Raw genomic sequence first — 18,151 nt, 5'->3', positions numbered from 1 at the left:
ATATGCCTGTCTGCTTATCGGATGGAGGAGGGGTGCTTGGCCAAAGGCGTCACTGTTATCTGCATGTAGGGGAACAGCGGCAGCTGGCTCAGCGTGCTGTGCAGCTCGTCGTTGCTGGCTACATCGAAGACGCTGTAGTTCGCATACTCGCCCACCACACGCCACAGGTGCGGCCATTGTCCGGATTCCTGCAGCTGCTGCGAATAGGCTTTTTTCCGCAGCCTTGATGCGCGCGGCCTCTTCGGCGGGCACGCTGGCGGGGATGTTGACGACCATATGAACGAGATAGAGCATGGGTTTTTTTCCTAAGGAGCGATCAAACGGCGGGGCGCACGGCAGCAACGACGACCTGGGGCGCCTCTTGCTTGCCACGGTAGTAAAGGATGAAGAAGCCGATCGCGAGCGCCGCCACCAGGCCCGGTACGGCAAATACCAGGAAGTTCATCTGCAGCGGCAGCGCTGCGGCCATCAGCCAGCCGCCCAGCAGCGGGCCCACAATGGCGCCGGTGCGCCCGACACCCGAGGCCCAGCCCAGCCCGGTGGAGCGGATGGCCTGTGGGTAGAACTGGGCGGTGTTGGCATACAGCAGTATCTGCGTGCCGATGGTGGTGGCGCCGGCTATCGCGATCAGCAAGTACAGCACCGGCATGGGGCTGTTGAAGCCCAGCAGCGCGATGGCCACGGTGCCCAGCGCAAAGAAGGCCAGCACCACCTTGGGCAGGCTGAAGCGGTCCCCCAGCCAGCCGCCGGCAATGGCGCCGACGACGCCGCCAAAGTTCAGCATCAGCAGGAACGACAGGCTAGACCCCAGGCTGTAGCCGGCCGTCGCCATCAGCTTGGGCAACCAGGAGCCCAGTGCATAGACCATCAGCAGGCAGCAGAAGAAGGACAGCCAGATCATGAAGGTGCCCATGGCGCGGCCCTTGAGGAACAAATCAAGCATGGGCACGCCTGCGCCCTTGGCATCGGTCTGCAGCAAATGCACATCGCTGCCCAGGGCTACACCGGGTGCTACCTGCGACAGCATCTGCCGCGCCTTGGCCTGCTGGCCCTGGCGCAGCAAAAAGCCCACGGACTCGGGCAGCTTCCACAAGATCAGCGGCAGCAGCACCAGCGGCAGGGCGGCGGCCAAGAACATGGACTGCCAGCCAAAGCGCGGCAGCATGTAGATGCCCAGGCCCGCGCAGAGCACGCCGCCCAGCGAGTAGCCGCTGAACATCAGCGCCACCAGGGTGCTGCGGGCGCGCTTGGGCGCGTATTCATTGATCAAGGCCACGGCATTGGGCATCAGTCCGCCGCAGCCCAGACCGGCGATAAAGCGGAAGATGCCAAACTCGGTCGGCGAGGTGGCAAAGCCGCTCATGAAGGTGGAGATGCTGAACAGCACAAAGCTGATCGCCACGCCCTTTTTTGCGGCCGATGCGGTCGGCCAGCGGACCAAAGATGAAGGCGCCAAACATCATGCCGAACAGCGCATAGCTGCCCAGGGCGCCGGCCTGCACCGGCGAGAGGCTCCACTCCTTCATCAGCACCGGCAGCACGGCGCCGTAGATGAACAGGTCATAGCCATCAAACACCAGCAGCAAGCCGCATAGCAGGGTGACCATCCAGTGGAAGCGCGTAAAGCGGGCGTTGTCTATGACTTGGTTGACGTCCAAGGTTGTCATCTCTGTCTCCTTTTATAGGGGCTGGGGGGTTCAGCCCGGTTGGGCTTCATGGGCCGGTATCACTGCAATGGCCTTGATCTCCACGATGTAGCCGGGCGCGCCGCCCAGCATGTGCGCGCCCCACCGCCGTCCAGGCGGGAAGCGGGTCACTGCGCAAGAAACGGTTGCGCACCTGCATGAACAAAGGCAGGTCGCGCATATCGGTGTGGAAGCTGGTCAGATCGACCACATCGGCCAGGCTGGCGCCTGCGGCCTCCAGCACCCGCTGCAGGTTGGCAAAGGCCTGCGTGATCTGGGCTTCGCGGTCTTCGACCAGCTCCAAGCCGGGCGTGCGGCCGATCTGGCCGGATACATAGACGGTCTGCCCGACCCGGATGGCCGGGGCATAGCCGATCTGCTCGTACACCGCCTCCATGCCGGGCGGAACAATGGCTTGGCGATCAGTCATGGTGTCTCCTGGGCCCGCGCATTGCTGCAGCCTTGCAGTGCTGCGCGGGCGCGGTTTTTTCTTTTTTAGCGTGGGTAGGGCGGTCGGCGGCGGGTCAGCAGCTCAGCCGTTGTCGCCACCGGCTACAGGCAGCACCGCACCGGTGATGTAGGCCGCCTCGTCGGAGGCCAGAAACAGGATCGGGCCGACCTGGTCATCGAGGCTGCCGTAGCGCTTGAAGTAGTTGGACTCGGTCACCTGCTGCACGGCCTCGCGCATCCAGGCCTGCTCCTCAGGGCTGTCGCCTGCGGCATTGCGCGGCACACGCCGGGGCGGCGCATGGGTGCCGCCGGGGGCCGAGGCGACGACGCGGATGTTCTGCGGTGCGTATTCCATCGCCAGCGACTGCGTCAAGGCATTGACGCCGCCCTTGGCCGCCGAGTACGGCACCCGGCGAATGCCGCGCGTGGCGTTGGACGACACATTGACGATGGTGCCGCCGCCGCGTGCCAGCAGATGCGGCAGCACGGCATGGCAGGCGTACAGCGTTGGCATCAGCGAGCGGCGGATTTCTGCGTCGATCTGCGCGGGCTCGAACTCGGCAAAAGGGCGCATGCGGATCGCGCCGCCCACGCCGTTGACGAGGATGTCGATGCCGCCAAACAGCTGGCTCGCCCGCGCCATGGCGGCCTGCGCGCCTTCGTAGGTTTCCAGGTCGGCCACCAGGCCAGCGGCATTGGCGCTGCCCGCCTCGGCCGCCACCTCGGCGATAAAGTCGGCCCGGTCCACCAACAGCACCTGGGCGCCTTCGGCCACGGCGCGCAGCGCCACGCCCCGGCCAATGCCCTGGGCCGCGCCGGTGACCACCATCACCTTGCCGGCAAAGCGCTGGTAGCTTGCGGGGTGCAGGGGCGCGGTCATGCCAGAGCCTCCGCCACGGCGGCCAGCGGTTGGGTGGGCGTGAACTTCTCGTAATGGAAGTGGGCGGGCACTATGCCTTCGGCCTTGAAGTGCTGCTGCACGGCATCGACCATGGGCGGCGGGCCGCAGAGGTAGACATCGACATTGCCGCCATGCAGCGCCTGGGCGGGCAGATGCTGGGTCACATAGCCTTGGCGCGCGTGCACGGTTTGCGGATCGGCCACGCAGGTGCTGAAGGTGAAGCCCGGGATCTGCAGCGCATAGGCCTGCAGGCGCTCGACCAGCACCAGGTCTGCATCGCGGGTGACGCCATAGACCATGTGTATGGGCTGGGTTGCTCCGTTGCGGGCCAGCACTTCCAGCATCGACAGGAAGGGCGCCAGGCCCGTGCCGCCGGCCAAGAACAGCAGCGGCCGTGTGACTGCGCGCAGGTAGAAGCTGCCCAGCGGCCCGGTCATCTGCAGCGGCTCGCCCTGGCTGGCGCCCTGGAGCCAGCTGCTCATCAGGCCGCCCGGCACCTGCTTGATCAGGAAGCTCATGCGGCCATTGCCGGGCGCGGAACTGAACGAGTAGGACCGGTGCAGGCTGCTGCCCGGCACGCCGATATTGATGTACTGCCCGGGCAGAAACGCGGGTGCGGCGTCTGCCACATCCAGCACCAGTTCATAGGCGGCATCGCCAAGGGGCTGCACGGCGCTCACCGTGGCGCTGAACTGGCCCGTGCCGGTCTTGCAGGCGGTGGAGGGCACCGGCACCGCGATCACGCAGTCGGACTGCGGCACCATCTGGCAGGTCAGCACCAGGCCCTGGCCGGCCTCATCCTCGGTCAGCGCGTCATCGATGTAGTCGTCGCCCAGGTCGTAGGTGCCGCTTTCGGCCTTGCACTTGCAGGTGCCGCAGACGCCGTCCGAGCAGTCCATCGGCAGGTTGATGCGGTTGCGGAAAGCGGCATCGAGCACCTTCTCATGGGCGCCGCAGTCCACAAAGCGGGTAACCCCGTCCTCAAAATTCAGGGCAATGCGATAGCTGTTCATGCTGGTCTCCTGGCGTGTCAGATGTGGTAGACATCAATGACCTGGCGGATGTAGTCGTTCTTGAGAACGATCTTCTTGCGGGCGATCAGAAAGCTGTCAGCCACTTTGCGCAGGGTCAGAAAGACCGTTCCGAAGAAATGATCGGTCTGCTTGTAGCGGTGGCTCAGCGTGTGAAAGTTGTAGCGCAGCTCCACCGTATCGGCGTGCTCGGCCAGCACTTCCACATTGGTGATCATGTGGTTGGTGCGCGGCTCGGGCATCGAGGCGCTGGAGCGCTCGGTCTTGATGCGGAAGACCCGGTCCTCCAGCCCATTGCGGTTGGGGTAGTAGATCAGCGAGATCTGGCTGTGCGGGTCGTCGGTGAGCTGGTCATCGTCGTCCCAGGCGGGCATCCAGTACTCGGCATCGGGCGCGTAGAGCGCGAGCCAGGGCTCCCATTCGCGGTCGTCCAGGTAGCGGGCCTCGCGGTACAGAAAGGCGCAGATGGCGCGGTGGTCTGCCGTGTTGCTGTAGCTGCCCGTGCTCATGGCTGGGCTCCTGCGCGCTCTTGCTGCACGGCCTTGCGCATGGTCTTGGCCCAGTAATCATGCTGGCAGACAAACAGGCCCTCGTCCTCGCTGCGCTCGCCGCTGAGCAAGGGGCGCATGCCCATCTTCTTCGCGTTCTCGTCGGGGCCCTCGATCCACAGCGGCGCGCCCCGGCTCATGTCGTTCCAGCGCACTGCGCTGCCGGCGTAACCTGCCTGGCAGGCGCGGAACTCTTCCAGGTCATCGGCCGTGCCCATGCCCGAGACATTGAAGAAATCCTCGTACTGGCGGATGCGGGTGGCGCGGTCTTGCGCGCTTTCGCCCTTGGGGCCAAAGCAGAAGATGCTGATCTCCGTCTGGTTCACGTTCAACGGGCGGGCCACGCGGATCTGGGTGCCGAACTGGTCCATCAGGAACACATTGGGGTAGAGGCAGAGGTTGCGGGTCTGGCGCACGATGAAATCCGCGCGCTCCTGGCCCACGCGCTGGGCGAGTTCCTCGCGCTGGTTCCAGATCGGGCGCACCTCGGGGTTCAAGGTGTTGGTCCACAGCAGGATGTGGCCGTTCTCGAAGCCATAGACGCCGGCGACCGACTTGCTCCAGTTGTTGGCATCGGTGGCCTTGGTGCCTTCGGCATTGCGGCGGCTCATCGTGGCGGCATAGTTCCAGTGCACGGAGCTGACGTGGTAGCCATCGCAGCCGTTTTCCATCTGCATCTTCCAGTTGCCGTCATAGATGTAGCTGGAGTTGCCGCGCAGCACTTCCAGGCCTTCGGGGGCCTGGTCCACGATCTGGTCGATGATGACCCGGGTCTCGCCCAGGTAGTCCTCCAGCGGCTGCACATCGGCGTTCAGGCTGCCAAACAGAAAGCCCCGGTAGTTCTGGAAGCGCGCCACCCGGGTCAGGTCGTGCGAGCCGTTCTTGTTGAAAGTGATGGGGTACTCGGTGGTCTTCTCGTCCTTGACCTTGAGCAGCTTGCCGGCGTTGCTGAAGGTCCAGCCGTGGAACGGGCAGGTGAAGCTGCCCTTGTTGCCATGCTTTTTGCGGCACAGCATCGCGCCCTTGTGTGCGCAGGCGTTGATCACCGCATGCAGCTCGCCCTGCTTGTCACGGGTGATGATGATGGGCTGGCGGCCGATCGACGTGGTGTAGTAGTCGTTGTTGTCGGGGATCTGGCTCTCATGCGCCAGGTAGACCCAGTTCGACTCGAACAGGTACTTCATCTCCAGCTCGAACAGCTCGGGGTTGGTGAAGATGTCGCGTCGGCAGCGGAAGATGCCGGCGTCCTTGTCGTCTTGCAGTGCCGTCTCGAGCAGCTGTTCGACGGCGCCGAAGCGGTCGGCAGAGGCAATCGTGGTCATGGTGAGGTCTCCTGGGGGTACAGCTCCGCCTCGCTACGCAGAGTGCGGCGCGACAGGCAAGGGGCGGGAGGATGGGTCTCGGCGCTGGGGCACTGCCTGCTCGGCAGTACCCCGGCCGTGTGGCGTCAGGCGATCAGGCCGCCAAGCGCGGGCGGACCACGATCTGGTTGTCGACACCGTCCACCAGCGCGCTGAGCCGGATGTCGAAAACGATTTCTGCAAACGGGCCGCTCAGACCGTGGGCGCGGATGCTGGCCTCGTCGCTGCGCTCGGTCAGCGGCGGCACCAGACCTTCGCGGGTGGCGTAGGCAAAGTCGTCGAACACCAGCGGGTCGCCATCGATGTTGATCTGCGTGGTGAGCTTGCGGTGGCCATCGGCCGTGACGAAGAGGTGGATGTGCGCCGGGCGGTTGCCGTGGCGGCCCAACTGGTTGAGCAGGGCCTGCGTGGGGCCATCGGGCGGGCAGCCGTAGCCCATGGGCACGATGCTCTGGAATTTGTAGCGGCCTTGCTCATCGGCAATGATGGTGCGGCGCATATTGAACGGCTTTTGCTCGCCGGTGGGATCGAAGTGCGAGTAAAAGCCCTTGGTGTTGGCATGCCAGACCTCGACCTGCGCCCCGGGCAGCGGCTGGCCATCGGCGCCGTAGACGGTGCCGTGCATGATGAGGGTGTGGCCAGCGGTGTCGCTGCCGTCATCGAGGCGGCCATGGCCTTGCACCACGGGGGCGCCTGCCACGTAGAGCGGGCCTTCAATCGTGCGTGGCGTGCCGTTGGCCACGCCCAGCGCGGCGTCTTCGGCATCCATGCGCATGTCGAAGTAGCGGTCCAGCCCCAGGCCGGGCGACAGCAGACCGGCCTCGCCGCGCGCACCGAGCTGGTTCAGGTAGGCCACGCCGGCCCAGTATTCGTCGGGTGTGATATCCAGGTCCTCGATGGCCTTGAACAGGTCGGACAGGATGCGGTGGATGATCTGCTTGGTGCGCGGGTTGCCACCGTCCTGGTTGAGGCCGCTGGCCAGACGCAGAAAATCCTGCACATCGGGGGTGTGGAAGATAGGGGCGCTCATCGTAGTCTCCTTGTCATGAATTCTTGGGGTGAATCCGTCTGTCCGTCTATGGGCGGCGTCAGGCGGCGGCTGGCGCGGCGACCGGCACGGTGATGCTGCTGCGGTCCCTGCGGAAGTGCCGCACGCGTTCTTCATCCAGTGTGATGCCCAGGCCCGGTGCCGTGGGCACCGTCAGGTGGAAATCCTTGTACTCCAGCGGCGTGGCCAGAATCTCTTCGGTCAGCAGCAGCGAGCCGAACAGCTCGGTGCCCCATTGCAGCGCGCGGAACGTGGAAAACGCATGGGCCGACGCGATGGTGCCCACGCCGCCTTCGAGCATGGTGCCGCCGTACAGCTCGATGCCGGCTGCATCGGCAATGGCCGCCACCTGTTGCGCCGCCTGCAGCCCGCCCGATTGCTCTGTCTTGATCGCAAACACATCGGCGCCGGCCACGCGTGCCAGTGCCAAGGCGGAGGCCGGGCCGGTCAGCGATTCATCGGCCATGATGGCAATCGGGTAGCGGCCTTTGAGGCGGGCCAGCACATCGGCGCTGGCCACCGGCTGCTCGGCCAGCTCGCAGCCCGCATCCACCAGGCCGGCCAGGCCGTGGTGCGCCTCCAGCTCGCTCCAGGCCATGTTCACATCAACCCGCACCGAGGCCAGATCGCCCAGCGCCTTCTTGATGGCCGCTACGTGGGCCACATCATCGCGCACTGCCTTGCGGCCGATCTTGAGCTTGAAGATCTGGTGGCGGCGCGTCTCCAGCATGCGCTGCGCTTCTTCGATGTCGCGGCCGGTGTCGCCCGAGGCCAGCGTCCAGGCGACGGGCAGGCGGTCACGCAGGCGGCCGCCCAGCAGCTCGGACACCGGCAGGCCGGTGCGCTGGCCCAGCGCATCGAACAGCGCCGTCTCGACCGCGCACTTGGCAAAGCGGTTGTCGCGGATGGCCTGATTCAGCCGCGCCATCAGCGCTGGCACACGGTTGGCGTTGGCGCCCACCATCTGCGGCACAAAATAGGTATCGATGGCCAGCTTCATGCCCTCGGGCGATTCCGCGCCATAGGCAAGCCCGCCAATGGTCGTGCCCTCGCCGATGCCCACCGTGCCATCGGAGCAGCGCACGCGCACCAGCATCAGGGTCTGGCCGTTCATCGTGGCCATCGACAGCTTGTGGGGGCGGATGGTGGGCAGATCGACCAGCAAGGTCTCCACCTGTTCGACGACAACGGAGCCTGCTGCCGTAGATGCCGCAGGTCGGGCGCTGTCTTGGTGCGGGTGTGTGTTTTGCATAGGTGCTATTGAACGACGCAGGCCCACACTTGATCCAACACCAAATTTGTCTTGTTTCATACCTTACAGGTATGGTGTGTGGTTTGATTATTAAATAACAATGACTTAAAATCGCTGCATTCCCATATCTATGGTTTTCCCTGATGGATCTGCGCCATATCCGGTATTTCGTGGCCGTGGCCACTACCCGCAACTTCACCCGCGCGGCTGAGCAAATGCATATCGCGCAGCCGCCATTCAGCCGCCAGATCCAGCAGCTGGAGGACGAGCTGGGCGTGCAACTGATCCAGCGCAACAGCCGCCCGGTGCGCCTGACCGAAGCAGGGCGCCTGTTTTATGAGCAATCGCTGCAGGTGCTGCAGCGGGTGGAGCAGATGAAAAGCGCGGCCCGCCAGGTGGGGCTGAACCAGCGCCAATCGATCTCGATCGCCTATGTGGCCTCTACCTTGTACGGCGGCCTGCCGATGCTGGTGCGCATGTTCCGCAAGCGCTACCCGGATACCGACGTGCACCTGGTGGACATGGGCTCGATCCAGCAGATCCAGGAGCTGCGCTCGGGCCGCATCGACCTGGGATTTGGCCGCATCCGCACCAATGACACCTCGGTCGCGCGCACCGTGCTGCGCGAAGAAAAGCTGGTGCTGGCCATTGCGCCGGGCACCCCGCTGGCCACCGACACCGGCCGCATCCGCCTGCCCGCGCTGGCAGGCCAGCGCCTCATCGTCTACCCCAAGGACCCCCGCCCCAGCTTTGCCGACCATGTGCTGGGCCTGTTGCATGACCAGGGCATACAACCCGCCGAGGTGCATGAGGTGCGCGAACTGCAGGCCGGCCTGGGCCTGGTCGCCGCCGAGATGGGCGTCTGCATCGTGCCTGCAGCGGCACGGCTGCGCTCGGACCTGGTCTACCGCCTGATCGACGACGAGCGCGCCACCTCACCGATCATCCTGAGCCACCGGGTCAATGACGACTCCTGGTACATCGCGGCGATCAAGGAGCTGACGGCCGAGATGTACGCGCAGAACCCGCCCTGGCTGGATTTTGAGACGAATGCGTTTCCGGCGGGGGATAGCTATGGGCTTGCCGGGAAGCGGTGAGGGGCTTGCTGAGCTCTTGGAGTCTCAGTTGCGGGTGGGGCGAGTGAGCGCTTTGTCTGTTCTCAGATTATTGCGATGATCGTAGAGACGGGGCGTTGATGAATTGGATGGCGGTTAGCGACCCAAGACCGACGCTCACGCTTTCGCAAAGCAGCCATTCATCGCAAGCTTTGTCTCATCAAAAGCCAAGCCACCCGAACTTGGCCCGGCGATGCTTTGAGGTGCAGGCGTTCAAGCACGGGCAGACCTGTTTCTCCAACGGAAGCCCAAAACGCTCAGCACGGCAATCAGATTCAGCAGCGCGACACCCCAAGCTCCAATGGAAGGGACCGGTGTAGCCGCAGTTGGCGTAGCCGCAGCCACCATGCCGGTAAACACTTGGCTGGCAGTAGCGGCGGCCTTGGTGGTGACGGACATCCGCTGGGATGTTCCACCGCCATCTGCAACGGTTATCAAGGTGCTGTAACTACCCGCAGACGTGGGTGTTCCTGTCAGTAAACCAGATGCTGACAGACTCAATCCCGCAGGCAATGGCTGTGCAGCATCGGCTGCAGACCATAGGTAGCTTCCGCTGCCACCAGATGCGCTCAACTGCAGGTCCGAGAGCGCTTGCCCGACTTGCAAACTGCCGAACCCCGTCGTCGTGATGGCCAAACTAGAAACGCAACTCACCGCCACATCACTCACATTGCTGACCCCCATCGTGCCGCTGCCTTGACTCACAGTGCAAGTCTGCTCTGCGGGCTGGCTCAACACAGTCACCACATAAGCATTGCCGTTGGTGACTTGGGTAGCAAAGGTGAACACACCATTGGCAAACACAGTCAGGTTGTCACCGCCATTGTTTTGCAAGACCACCGATTTGCCGGTTGCCAGGCCAGACACGTTGCCACCGACTGAACGGGGCAAGGCGGAAATCGAGTCTGTATCGGTTGCACTGTTGTTCCCGGGATTCGGGTCTGTCACGCCTGCGGGAGCTGCCACCGTTGCGGTATTGCTAAGAGTGCCTGTCGCAGCGGCAGACAACACCGCACTGGCCGTGTAAGTGACGCTGCCCCCGGCGGGAAGGTTCACCGTATCGTTGATGTTGCCACTGCCCGCTGCGGTACAGGTTCCTCCACCCGCTCCGACACAGGTCCAATGAGCGGTCAGGCTTGCGGGAAGAGTGTCTGCCACTGTTGCGCCAGCGACATTGCTCGGGCCCATGTTGCTGGCTGTGATGGTGTAGTTCACACTGCCACCCGCCGCCACTACGGTCACGCCGTCGGTGTTGGTGATCGACAAATCTGCACTGCGGACGATGGTGTCAGTATCGGTCGCACTGTTGTTCCCGGGATTCGGGTCTGTAACGCCTGCGGGTGCCGCTACCGTAGCGGTATTGCTGAGAGAACCTGTCGCAGCGGCAGATAACACCGCGCTGGCCGTGTAAGTGACGCTGCCTCCGGCCGGAAGGTTTACCGTATCGTGGATGTTGCCGCTGCCCGATGCTGTGCAGGTGCCTCCACCGGATCCGGCGCAGGTCCACGTTGCCGTCAGGCTTGCGGGGAAAGTGTCCGCCACGGTCGCGCCGATGGCATCGCTTGGGCCTGCATTGCTGGCTGTGATGGTGTAGGTCACGCTGCCACCCGCGATCGCCGTCGTCACACCCTCAGTTTGGGTGACACTGAGGTCCGCCAGCGGCACAAAGCAGACTGTCGCATCATTGAGCGTGGGTGTCAGCGCGGTGTCTGCCGAGGCCAGATAAGCCTTGTACTTCAGATATCGAAGCCCGTTGAACTGCGACAACGATGAACCGGAAGTCTGGAAATACGTATCAGCAGTGCCATCGGGCCCGACAAAATTAAAGGGGCCCGCAGGGTTGCTGGAGCCCGCCGCTTGGAACCCTACCGAAGTGTTGGCCGGGGTGATGGATGTCCATGTCAGCGCGTCCCAATCGGTGGCTGCGCCAGCGTCTTTCAGGCTCGAGACAAGGTTGCCCGACGAGTAGCCTTGGTCAATGTAAATCTTGAAGTTGTAATCCCTGGTGGTGTCAGTGCTCCAAGACGTACCACTGTTGGTCGCAACTACGCGCGAGCCGCTGGAGTAGGTGCTGGGAGAAGACCGGATCCAGAAATAGCCGCTCCCAGTGGGTGCCGATACGGGACGCAGAACCAATGCATACTGCGCTCCGGATGTCAGCGTGAGGGGAGTGCCAAAGGTCGCAGTAAAACTGGCTGTCGTACCACTGGCGAATGTGGTGCCAGGGATGGTTGTGTTTGCGAGGTCTGCACCTGTCGGGAGTCCGGCACTTGTGGCACGCACGGAAAGCATGAGGTCGGGAGGAGAGGCTCCGCAACCATTGCAGAAGAGTTGAACCTCGGCTTGGGTGAGCCGGCCAGTCATCCCTGAGATGAAGGTTTGGCCAGTCCAGTTGGATGCCCCAAAACCTGTGCCAGTCGTGGTTCCTTCAGTGTTCTGTTGGTCGATAACCAGCGCGTGCGTCAGTGTTGCGTCTCCGGGGCTGGTGTTGAGATCAACGTTTGTTGGCACGCCAGCCAGGAAATCCGATTGGGTGGTATCGGCAAGGCAAGTGGCTCCCACAGCCGAGTGGGTCACGGGAACATAAAGCACCATTCCCAGCAAGCCGAGCAACATGGGCATAGCAGCGCTCCGCACTGTTTTGTTGAGCATTCCCCTATGCAGCCGCTGAAGACTCAGCACACCAAGTTTCTTGATTGCATCCATGATGCCCCCGTCAAATGTAGAAAACCACGAATTGCATCGCAGGCAAAAGCAATCAGACGCACGACGGTGGGCAAAACTGAAAAGAGCCGGACATAGGCTCGCGGAAGGTCTCTCTTTGGGCTTCCTCAATCGATTCCACAGTCAGCGTTTAATATGTAACCATACGAAATATAAATCTAATTTTAGTAAGAATATGCACAATTTTGGCAGTTGCCTATCCCTGAAACAAGTGAATTTGCGGGATGACGGGCTGGTGTTTCCTCTTGGTTTGGACCTGAATGCCAAGTTTGGGTGGGTTGGGTGGTGCCGCAGCTGCTAATCCACTGCCGCTACCTCCATCAATGCATCGCCCGCTCAGCCAGCAGCAACAACGCGATACCGACCATCAGCGCCCCTGACACACGGGATACCACCAGTGCCGCGCCTGGACGCGTGCCCAGCACGCGCTGCGCTGTAAAACCAACCGTTAGATACACGCCGCAGCAGCTCAGCGCATGCACGGCACCGAGCACCATGATCTGCAGTGCGATGGGCCATGCACTTTCGGCGTGCACAAACTGGGGCAGCAACGCCAGGAGCAAGAGAATCAGCTTGGGATTGAAGCCGCTGATGCCTGCGCCTTTGCATGCCCATTTCCATCCGCCTCCCACCAGCGCGGATTGCGCACTGACTGCGGCTGCAGGGCTGCGCAACATGGCCACGCCCATCCAGAGTAGATAGGCAGAGCCGGCCACCGTGAGCACCGTCAAGACCACAGGGTGGCGGGCGACCAGCGCGCCAACGCCTGCGGCCACGGCCGCAGTGGCCAGCAAGGCACCACAGGCCAGACCGACGACCGCTGCGCAAGCCAGGCGGCGACCCCGCAGGCCTGCAGAAATGACATAGGCCCAATCGGCACCCGGGGTGATCACCAACGCAAACGACACCGCCCAGAAGGCGGCTACAGCGGTCAAAGGCACAGTACTTCTCTCGTCAAGCAAAGGAGAGAAGGATAGGCAACATGTAGCAGAATGTGCTCTCAATAAATTCCGATAAATGACAGAAAAGTGGAAGCTATTACAGAATGAATGCACTGGACCGGAAAATTCTTGCAGCGCTGGAGCTGGATGGGCGCTTGAGCCTCACCGACCTGGCCGCTCAGGTGGGGCTGAGTTTGTCCTCCTGCCACCGGCGGGTGCGCACCTTGGAGGAGGCGGGGGCCATTCGCGGCTACCGTGCCGATCTGGCACCTGCGGCACTGGGTTTGGAATTTGCAGCCATCGTGTTTGTCACGCTCAACAGCAGCAAGATCGTGCGCGACTTTGAAAAAGCGGTCGCCGAGCTGGACAACGTGATCCAGGCCCAGCGGCTCTTTGGTGACCCAGACTATCTGCTGCAGATCGTTGTCAGGGACTTGCCTGCTTTTCAGAAGCTCTACGACGAGAAGCTGACGGCCTTGCCGGGGATGCAGCGCATGACATCGACCTTGGTCATGAAGGATGTGGTGATCAACCGCCCGCTGACCTCGGCGTTGGGCTGATCGGCGCCGCCAGGCACGGCACCCAAAGCCTGGTCCACCCTCCAGATTGCAAATTCAACGCTGGCCGCGTGCTAGGCTGCACCGCAAATGGGGCGATGCGCGCCGTGCGGCCCATCTGGCGCAGGGTGTTTTTTGAGCCTGCCATTGCGCCATGGACCAGTGGCAGCACCGGATCGGCGTGCTTGTCTGACCACTGCTGGCAATCGGCGCGGCTGAAGGCGCGCAGACACCTTCAACAGCATTCCCTAGGCGTTTCGCTGCCGCCAAGCTGCGAACCCGATGCCAATGGTCATCAACATCCATACCAGCTTCGCCCACTGCCCCAGCATCGGAACCGGTACCGGTACTGCGGCCGGTTGAACGGCGGTCGGCGCTACCGGGTCGACAATGGTGCCGTTCTCCTGCCAGTCGTCGTCGCCTTTCTGCCCGTCGATCACGGTGAATGTCGTGGTGTTGCCGCTCACGCTCAGGTTGCTCGGTGCGAAATAGCTGGGCGGTGCTCCAGCGCTTTCCTGCCCCCACTTGGTCAGTCCGCCGACGGGTTGCGGCCAGTCGATGCTGACCGTGACGGGGGTGGTGTCACAGCCCATCAGTTGAAATTTGAACATGCCCATGGGCAACAGCTGGCCGGCAGGCGGAGCAACGGGCGCTGCAATGAATGCGGTGTTGGCGGCATCGACCCGGCAGGTATCACCGCCACCGGTGAAATGCGCCGTGGCCTCGCCACCGGCGGCATCCGGCGAAATGGTAATGCCGCTAAAGGTGGTGACCGGAACGAACTTCGCGGTGACCTTCTGCGGGGCTTGAACATTCAGCAGGTTGCAATCAGAACCGCTGCAATCCTGCGCAAACCCCGCCAACGTAAAGCCAATGGCTGGGCTGGCCATGCAATGGGCGTCAGCGCCATGGGGCACCGGGTTGGGGCTACAAGTGACGGTGCCACCCGCCGTTGGTTGGGCCACCACGGAAATGGGATAGATCTTGGCCTCAAAGCGGGCTGTGACCGTTTGCTGCCCTTGCGGCTCGAACACACAGACCGGCGATGCACCCGCCGTGGAACAAGCCCCATCCCACCCAACGAAGACATGGGCATCATCAGAATGGGCCGTGAGCGTCACGTTGACGGGATCGCTTTCGCTCTGAAATTCAGCGCTGCATGGGTGGTCGGGTGTGCACTCGGCCAATGAACCCGAGCCCGGCAGATGGGGGCTAACCGGCACACCGGTCACCACACCAGCGCCCGACACGTTGACGACCAGCGTGCGCAAACCGACACGCCGCTCCACCGCACCCACATCACAGCGCGTGCCCTGTGGCCGCGATACGCCGCGCTGGTCCATGGTCATGCCAGGTTCGCAGCTGACACCGTCGAGCAAGGGGCTATCCGGTTCGGGCACCAGCACATCGGCCAGGCCGCCGTGCAACACGGACGGCTGAGATGCGAGCCGCGCAGCCGCGACCGACGTGCTGCCTCCGGCAAAACCTCGCTGGCTGCTCATCAGATTGCCCGTGCCTTGGCTTGTACTGCTTCCGTCTCGAATGGCGTCCACTACCACCTGCGCCGTGCCGCTTACCGCGCCCACTGCAGCAGAACGATGGATCTCCAACGCCGCTACGCCGCCTGTTGCACAGGGGTTGGTGCCAGCGGTGCACTGGGCATCGCCCAGGCTGTAGACGGCGGCGCCGTCGGCATCGCCCGGTGCAGGGCGCTGCGGATCCGAGCTGCGTCCAAATGGCAGGTTGGCTCCGTTGTCTGCAGGAGCGGCGCCAGCGACAACCGCGTTGTCCGACAGCGTGACATGGTCCAGCCGCAGTGTGCCTGCGTAGTTGAACAGCGCACCACCATAGCCGGCACCCCCAGCGCCGTAGCTAAAGCTTTGTCCCCCGGCTGCCTGGTTGGCATGCAGGCTCACGTTGACCAGTGTCACCGTGCCAGCATCGTTGAAAACCGCACCGCCCATGCCGGCGCCGGCTCCTCCCTCCTTGCCTCCAACCCCTCCACCAAAACCACCGGCCTCTCCCCGGGGGTAGGTCGGTTTTGGTTCTGTATCACCCACCTTGACGATTCCATAGCCGCCGCCACCAGCACCGAAACCGCCGCCGCCGGCTGCTCCACCAAAGCCGCGGGGGACCGATGTCGCACCCCCGCCTCCAAATCCGCCCCAGTTGCTTCCCGTGCCGTAACCACCGCCGCCACCATATCCCCCTGAGGCGCCGGCGCCGTTGGACATGCAAACGGGCTTTCCGTCTGGCCCCACATAACAGGACACCTCCGCCGAGGCACCGCTGTTGGGGCCGCCGCTGAAGTGCTCGCCCGTCGCTGCATCTGCGCTGGCAGATGCGCCAACGCCTCCGCCTGCGGAGCCAACGGCATAGCTGAAGCTCCCGCTGTACCCGCCTGTGGCCTGGTTTGCGATGAAACTGCTGCGCTCTGCCACCAGCACGCCACGGTTGAAGATGGCGCCACCCGCCCCCAGTGCACCGCCACCCGCAAAGCCCCCACCGCCCCAGGCCACACCGCCTGTGAGGGTGACGCCCCGCAAGGTCAGGCCGCTGCCCACGGAGGCATCAATGTCAAAGAGGCGAAAGCATGAACCCGCCGAGCAACCGGCATTGGCTGCGGTTGCCGACAGCACTACGCCTTGGGTAAGTCCCGCCGTGGCGTCGATAGTGATCGATTTCCCACTGATGAAGAATGCACTCGGTCCGAACTGCGTGACATGCCGCTGCGTGAACGATCCTGGCACCAGCGGCCACTGGGAAGGCGGCAGGCAAGTGGCTCCAGCCTCCTGATTGAGCTTCAGGCAATTGGTATGGCGCGTGAGCGAGATGGTCTGTCCGTCGAGTTCGGCCGCAAAAACGATCTTCTCGCCGTGGCGAGCGCTGTTGATGGCATCGCGCAAGGTGCTGCAGCGGCGATCGCCACTGTCGGCACTGCACTGCGCGCGTCCCAGATCATCACCGGGGCCGATGTCGCCCACGCTGGTGACGGTAATCGTTCCAAGCTGCGCCTGTGCCACCGGCTCGAAGTTGGCCAACACGGTGCCCGAGCCCATGACTGTATCGAGCTTGCAGGCCGTGGTGGTATCGGTGCCCGCACAGATGCCGCCCCAACGGTAAAGCCGGTAGCCCGGTGCTGCCGTGGCGGCGCAAGTGGTGGACGTGCCTTGGCGCAGCGGGTTAGGCGAACAGGCCACGACCCCGCCGTTGCCCGGCTCGGCAACGGCATTGAGAGTGATCATCAAGGCCTTGAAACTGATGTTCAAGTCGCAGTCGGCGTTGGGCATGCCCATCACATAGATCCGGTTGCCGTCGATCCGGCGCAGCGGGCAGGTGGTCGTGGCAGTGTCGAGTTGATAGCCGAGCTCCGGCTCAATATCGAACCGGGCACCACTGCCTTCACCGCCAAAGGCTACAGGCAAGCGCGACGGCACCGCTGCGCCCCCAGGACCCGTGACAACAGCATTGATATGCGCCACCCGGGAGGGGTCAGGCGAACGTACCAGCAGCACCATGCCTGAAAAGCGGGCTGGCGCCATAAAACCTGCATCGTCGCTGCGAAAATCCACCAGCCAGGTGTTGTCGCCGTCTGAGAGCAAACTCGACCACACACGACGCTGCGAGTTGAGCCAGGGCACGGTGGGAAACGCCGCTCCCGATGTATCCGGCTCGCCAGTGGCCAGTGCATAGAGCTCATCACGGCCCGGCAAACGCCAGTCGTTGAAGCCATCACGCCCGGCTCCTGCGTTTTGCGCGTTGGCGGCGCGCACGGCATCAAAGGCCTCGCCAAGACTCAAGTCGCGCACGGTGCCGGTACAGGTATTGGCCTGCGCGTCCCAGGTCAGACCTTCGATGCAGCGTTGCCACATCAGACCCGTGCTTCCATCGGAAACCAATGCCGGATTTTGCGGGTCAAAAACAAACGGTCCGGCAGCCTGTGCCACGGCACATGCCAGCCCCGCGCACAACACAGTCAGCCGCGCAGCGAGCGCGGTGATGAAACGAAGCAGAACAGAGTTTTTCATCGGGGGACCTCCGGCATCGGCTGCGGTTGCCACAAGGTCAGCGCGCTGTGCATGGCGCAAGATGAAGCACGGGCGTAAGAGGGTATTCAAGCCGGTAGCAATGCCAAAGCTGCGCAGCTTTAGCAAAAGCTGCGGCTTATGGAGGACCTTGGTATCTGGCGCTTCGCCATTGCTGGCGTCCAAGCCATTTGACATGCTGTTCAACATCTACTCCCCCCGCTTATAAAAATGGAATGGGGCCCGGCGTGGTCGGAGCTTTTTCTTCGTCACGCCTTCTCTGCTGCTGCACCCTCAACATGGCAGCCAGGCGCGACAGCGCCATTCCCAACTGCCCCCACTTGCACCACCAGGGGCGGCTTCACTGCCGCAGCGCTGGAGGCCAGACGCAGGTTCTGAGTGGTTGCGCGGTGATGCTACGGAAATAAACGATTCTGCGAATCACGTAAATTAGTGAGAGAGGACGCGCCCGTCGGTGGCGGTGACGTTAACGACGCTGGCGCTGTGACCTTG

11 protein-coding genes and 3 pseudogenes are annotated in these 18,151 nt (G+C 63.3%); 2 read left to right on the top strand and 12 right to left on the bottom strand.

What is annotated here, in order from left to right:
• Positions 1–14: 14 nt before the first annotated feature.
• The 9 genes and pseudogenes from catC to MJ205_RS11275 form a co-directional block, all read right to left on the bottom strand.
• Positions 15–294 (bottom strand): annotated as a pseudogene (gene catC, locus MJ205_RS11315) (muconolactone Delta-isomerase).
• A 22-nt stretch (positions 295–316) separates the two neighbouring features.
• A pseudogene (locus MJ205_RS11310) lies at positions 317–1,667 on the bottom strand (MFS transporter).
• Positions 1,668–1,697: 30 nt separating this feature from the next.
• Positions 1,698–2,115, bottom strand: a pseudogene (locus tag MJ205_RS11305) (RidA family protein).
• Between the two features lie 102 nt (positions 2,116–2,217).
• A complete protein-coding gene (gene benD / locus MJ205_RS11300) occupies positions 2,218–3,015 on the bottom strand; it encodes a benzoate diol dehydrogenase BenD (RefSeq protein ID WP_239812530.1) in 798 nt (265 codons plus the stop codon).
• Entirely contained in the window at positions 3,012–4,049 is a 1,038-nt protein-coding gene (gene benC, locus MJ205_RS11295) for a benzoate 1,2-dioxygenase electron transfer component BenC (RefSeq protein WP_239812529.1), read from the bottom strand. The genes benD and benC overlap by 4 nt, the downstream gene beginning before the upstream one ends.
• 17 nt (positions 4,050–4,066) lie before the next feature.
• The gene (gene benB / locus MJ205_RS11290) at positions 4,067–4,576 is read right to left on the bottom strand and encodes a benzoate 1,2-dioxygenase small subunit (protein WP_239812528.1); all 510 of its coding nucleotides are present in this window, start codon (positions 4,574–4,576) and stop codon (positions 4,067–4,069) included.
• Positions 4,573–5,937 carry a Rieske 2Fe-2S domain-containing protein gene (locus MJ205_RS11285; RefSeq protein ID WP_239812527.1) on the bottom strand — a complete coding sequence of 455 codons (1,365 nt, stop codon included), beginning with the start codon at positions 5,935–5,937 and terminating at the stop codon, positions 4,573–4,575. Before MJ205_RS11285 ends, benB begins: the two co-directional genes overlap by 4 nt.
• A gap of 133 nt (positions 5,938–6,070) precedes the next feature.
• Complete coding sequence (gene catA, locus MJ205_RS11280) at positions 6,071–7,006, bottom strand: catechol 1,2-dioxygenase (RefSeq protein ID WP_239812526.1); 936 nt, start codon at positions 7,004–7,006, stop codon at positions 6,071–6,073.
• 58 nt (positions 7,007–7,064) lie between these two features.
• Positions 7,065–8,276: a muconate/chloromuconate family cycloisomerase gene (locus MJ205_RS11275; protein WP_239812525.1), complete on the bottom strand. Its 1,212-nt coding sequence runs from the start codon at positions 8,274–8,276 to the stop codon at positions 7,065–7,067.
• Between the two features lie 143 nt (positions 8,277–8,419).
• Between MJ205_RS11275 and MJ205_RS11270 the strand changes: the two genes are divergently transcribed.
• Positions 8,420–9,373, top strand: coding sequence for a LysR family transcriptional regulator (locus tag MJ205_RS11270; RefSeq protein ID WP_239812524.1), 954 nt, complete (start codon positions 8,420–8,422; stop codon positions 9,371–9,373).
• A 231-nt stretch (positions 9,374–9,604) separates the two neighbouring features.
• Here the strand turns inward: MJ205_RS11270 and MJ205_RS11265 are convergent, their stop codons facing one another.
• Positions 9,605–12,097, bottom strand: a complete 2,493-nt coding sequence (locus MJ205_RS11265) for a DUF11 domain-containing protein (protein ID WP_239812523.1) — start codon at positions 12,095–12,097, stop codon at positions 9,605–9,607.
• A 338-nt stretch (positions 12,098–12,435) separates the two neighbouring features.
• Positions 12,436–13,056 carry a LysE family translocator gene (locus MJ205_RS11260; protein ID WP_239812522.1) on the bottom strand — a complete coding sequence of 207 codons (621 nt, stop codon included), beginning with the start codon at positions 13,054–13,056 and terminating at the stop codon, positions 12,436–12,438.
• A 104-nt stretch (positions 13,057–13,160) separates the two neighbouring features.
• On the opposite strand from MJ205_RS11260, the gene MJ205_RS11255 reads away from it, so the two are divergent.
• Positions 13,161–13,616 (top strand): Lrp/AsnC family transcriptional regulator, encoded by a 456-nt coding sequence (locus MJ205_RS11255; RefSeq protein ID WP_239812521.1) that lies wholly within the window; start codon positions 13,161–13,163, stop codon positions 13,614–13,616.
• A 245-nt stretch (positions 13,617–13,861) separates the two neighbouring features.
• Here the strand turns inward: MJ205_RS11255 and MJ205_RS23680 are convergent, their stop codons facing one another.
• Complete coding sequence (locus MJ205_RS23680; protein WP_256460977.1) at positions 13,862–17,641, bottom strand: DUF1566 domain-containing protein; 3,780 nt, start codon at positions 17,639–17,641, stop codon at positions 13,862–13,864.
• Positions 17,642–18,151 lie beyond the last annotated feature (510 nt).

This window comes from Comamonas sp. B21-038 (assembly GCF_022387135.1).
Lineage (GTDB): Bacteria > Pseudomonadota > Gammaproteobacteria > Burkholderiales > Burkholderiaceae_C > Comamonas > Comamonas sediminis.
Note: the sequence above shows the minus strand (reverse complement) of the source record. Positions and strands in the feature narration are given on the sequence as shown.

Excerpts from the sequence above, each read along its gene's own strand:
- benD (WP_239812530.1), bottom strand. The coding sequence starts at position 3,015 with ATGACCGCGCCCCTGCACCCCGCAAGCTACCAGCGCTTTGCCGGCAAG.
- benC (WP_239812529.1), bottom strand. The coding sequence starts at position 4,049 with ATGAACAGCTATCGCATTGCCCTGAATTTTGAGGACGGGGTTACCCGC.
- benB (WP_239812528.1), bottom strand. The coding sequence starts at position 4,576 with ATGAGCACGGGCAGCTACAGCAACACGGCAGACCACCGCGCCATCTGC.
- MJ205_RS11285 (WP_239812527.1), bottom strand. The coding sequence starts at position 5,937 with ATGACCACGATTGCCTCTGCCGACCGCTTCGGCGCCGTCGAACAGCTG.
- catA (WP_239812526.1), bottom strand. The coding sequence starts at position 7,006 with ATGAGCGCCCCTATCTTCCACACCCCCGATGTGCAGGATTTTCTGCGT.
- MJ205_RS11275 (WP_239812525.1), bottom strand. The coding sequence starts at position 8,276 with ATGCAAAACACACACCCGCACCAAGACAGCGCCCGACCTGCGGCATCT.
- MJ205_RS11270 (WP_239812524.1), top strand. The coding sequence starts at position 8,420 with ATGGATCTGCGCCATATCCGGTATTTCGTGGCCGTGGCCACTACCCGC.
- MJ205_RS11265 (WP_239812523.1), bottom strand. The coding sequence starts at position 12,097 with ATGGATGCAATCAAGAAACTTGGTGTGCTGAGTCTTCAGCGGCTGCAT.
- MJ205_RS11255 (WP_239812521.1), top strand. The coding sequence starts at position 13,161 with ATGAATGCACTGGACCGGAAAATTCTTGCAGCGCTGGAGCTGGATGGG.
- MJ205_RS23680 (WP_256460977.1), bottom strand. The coding sequence starts at position 17,641 with ATGAAAAACTCTGTTCTGCTTCGTTTCATCACCGCGCTCGCTGCGCGG.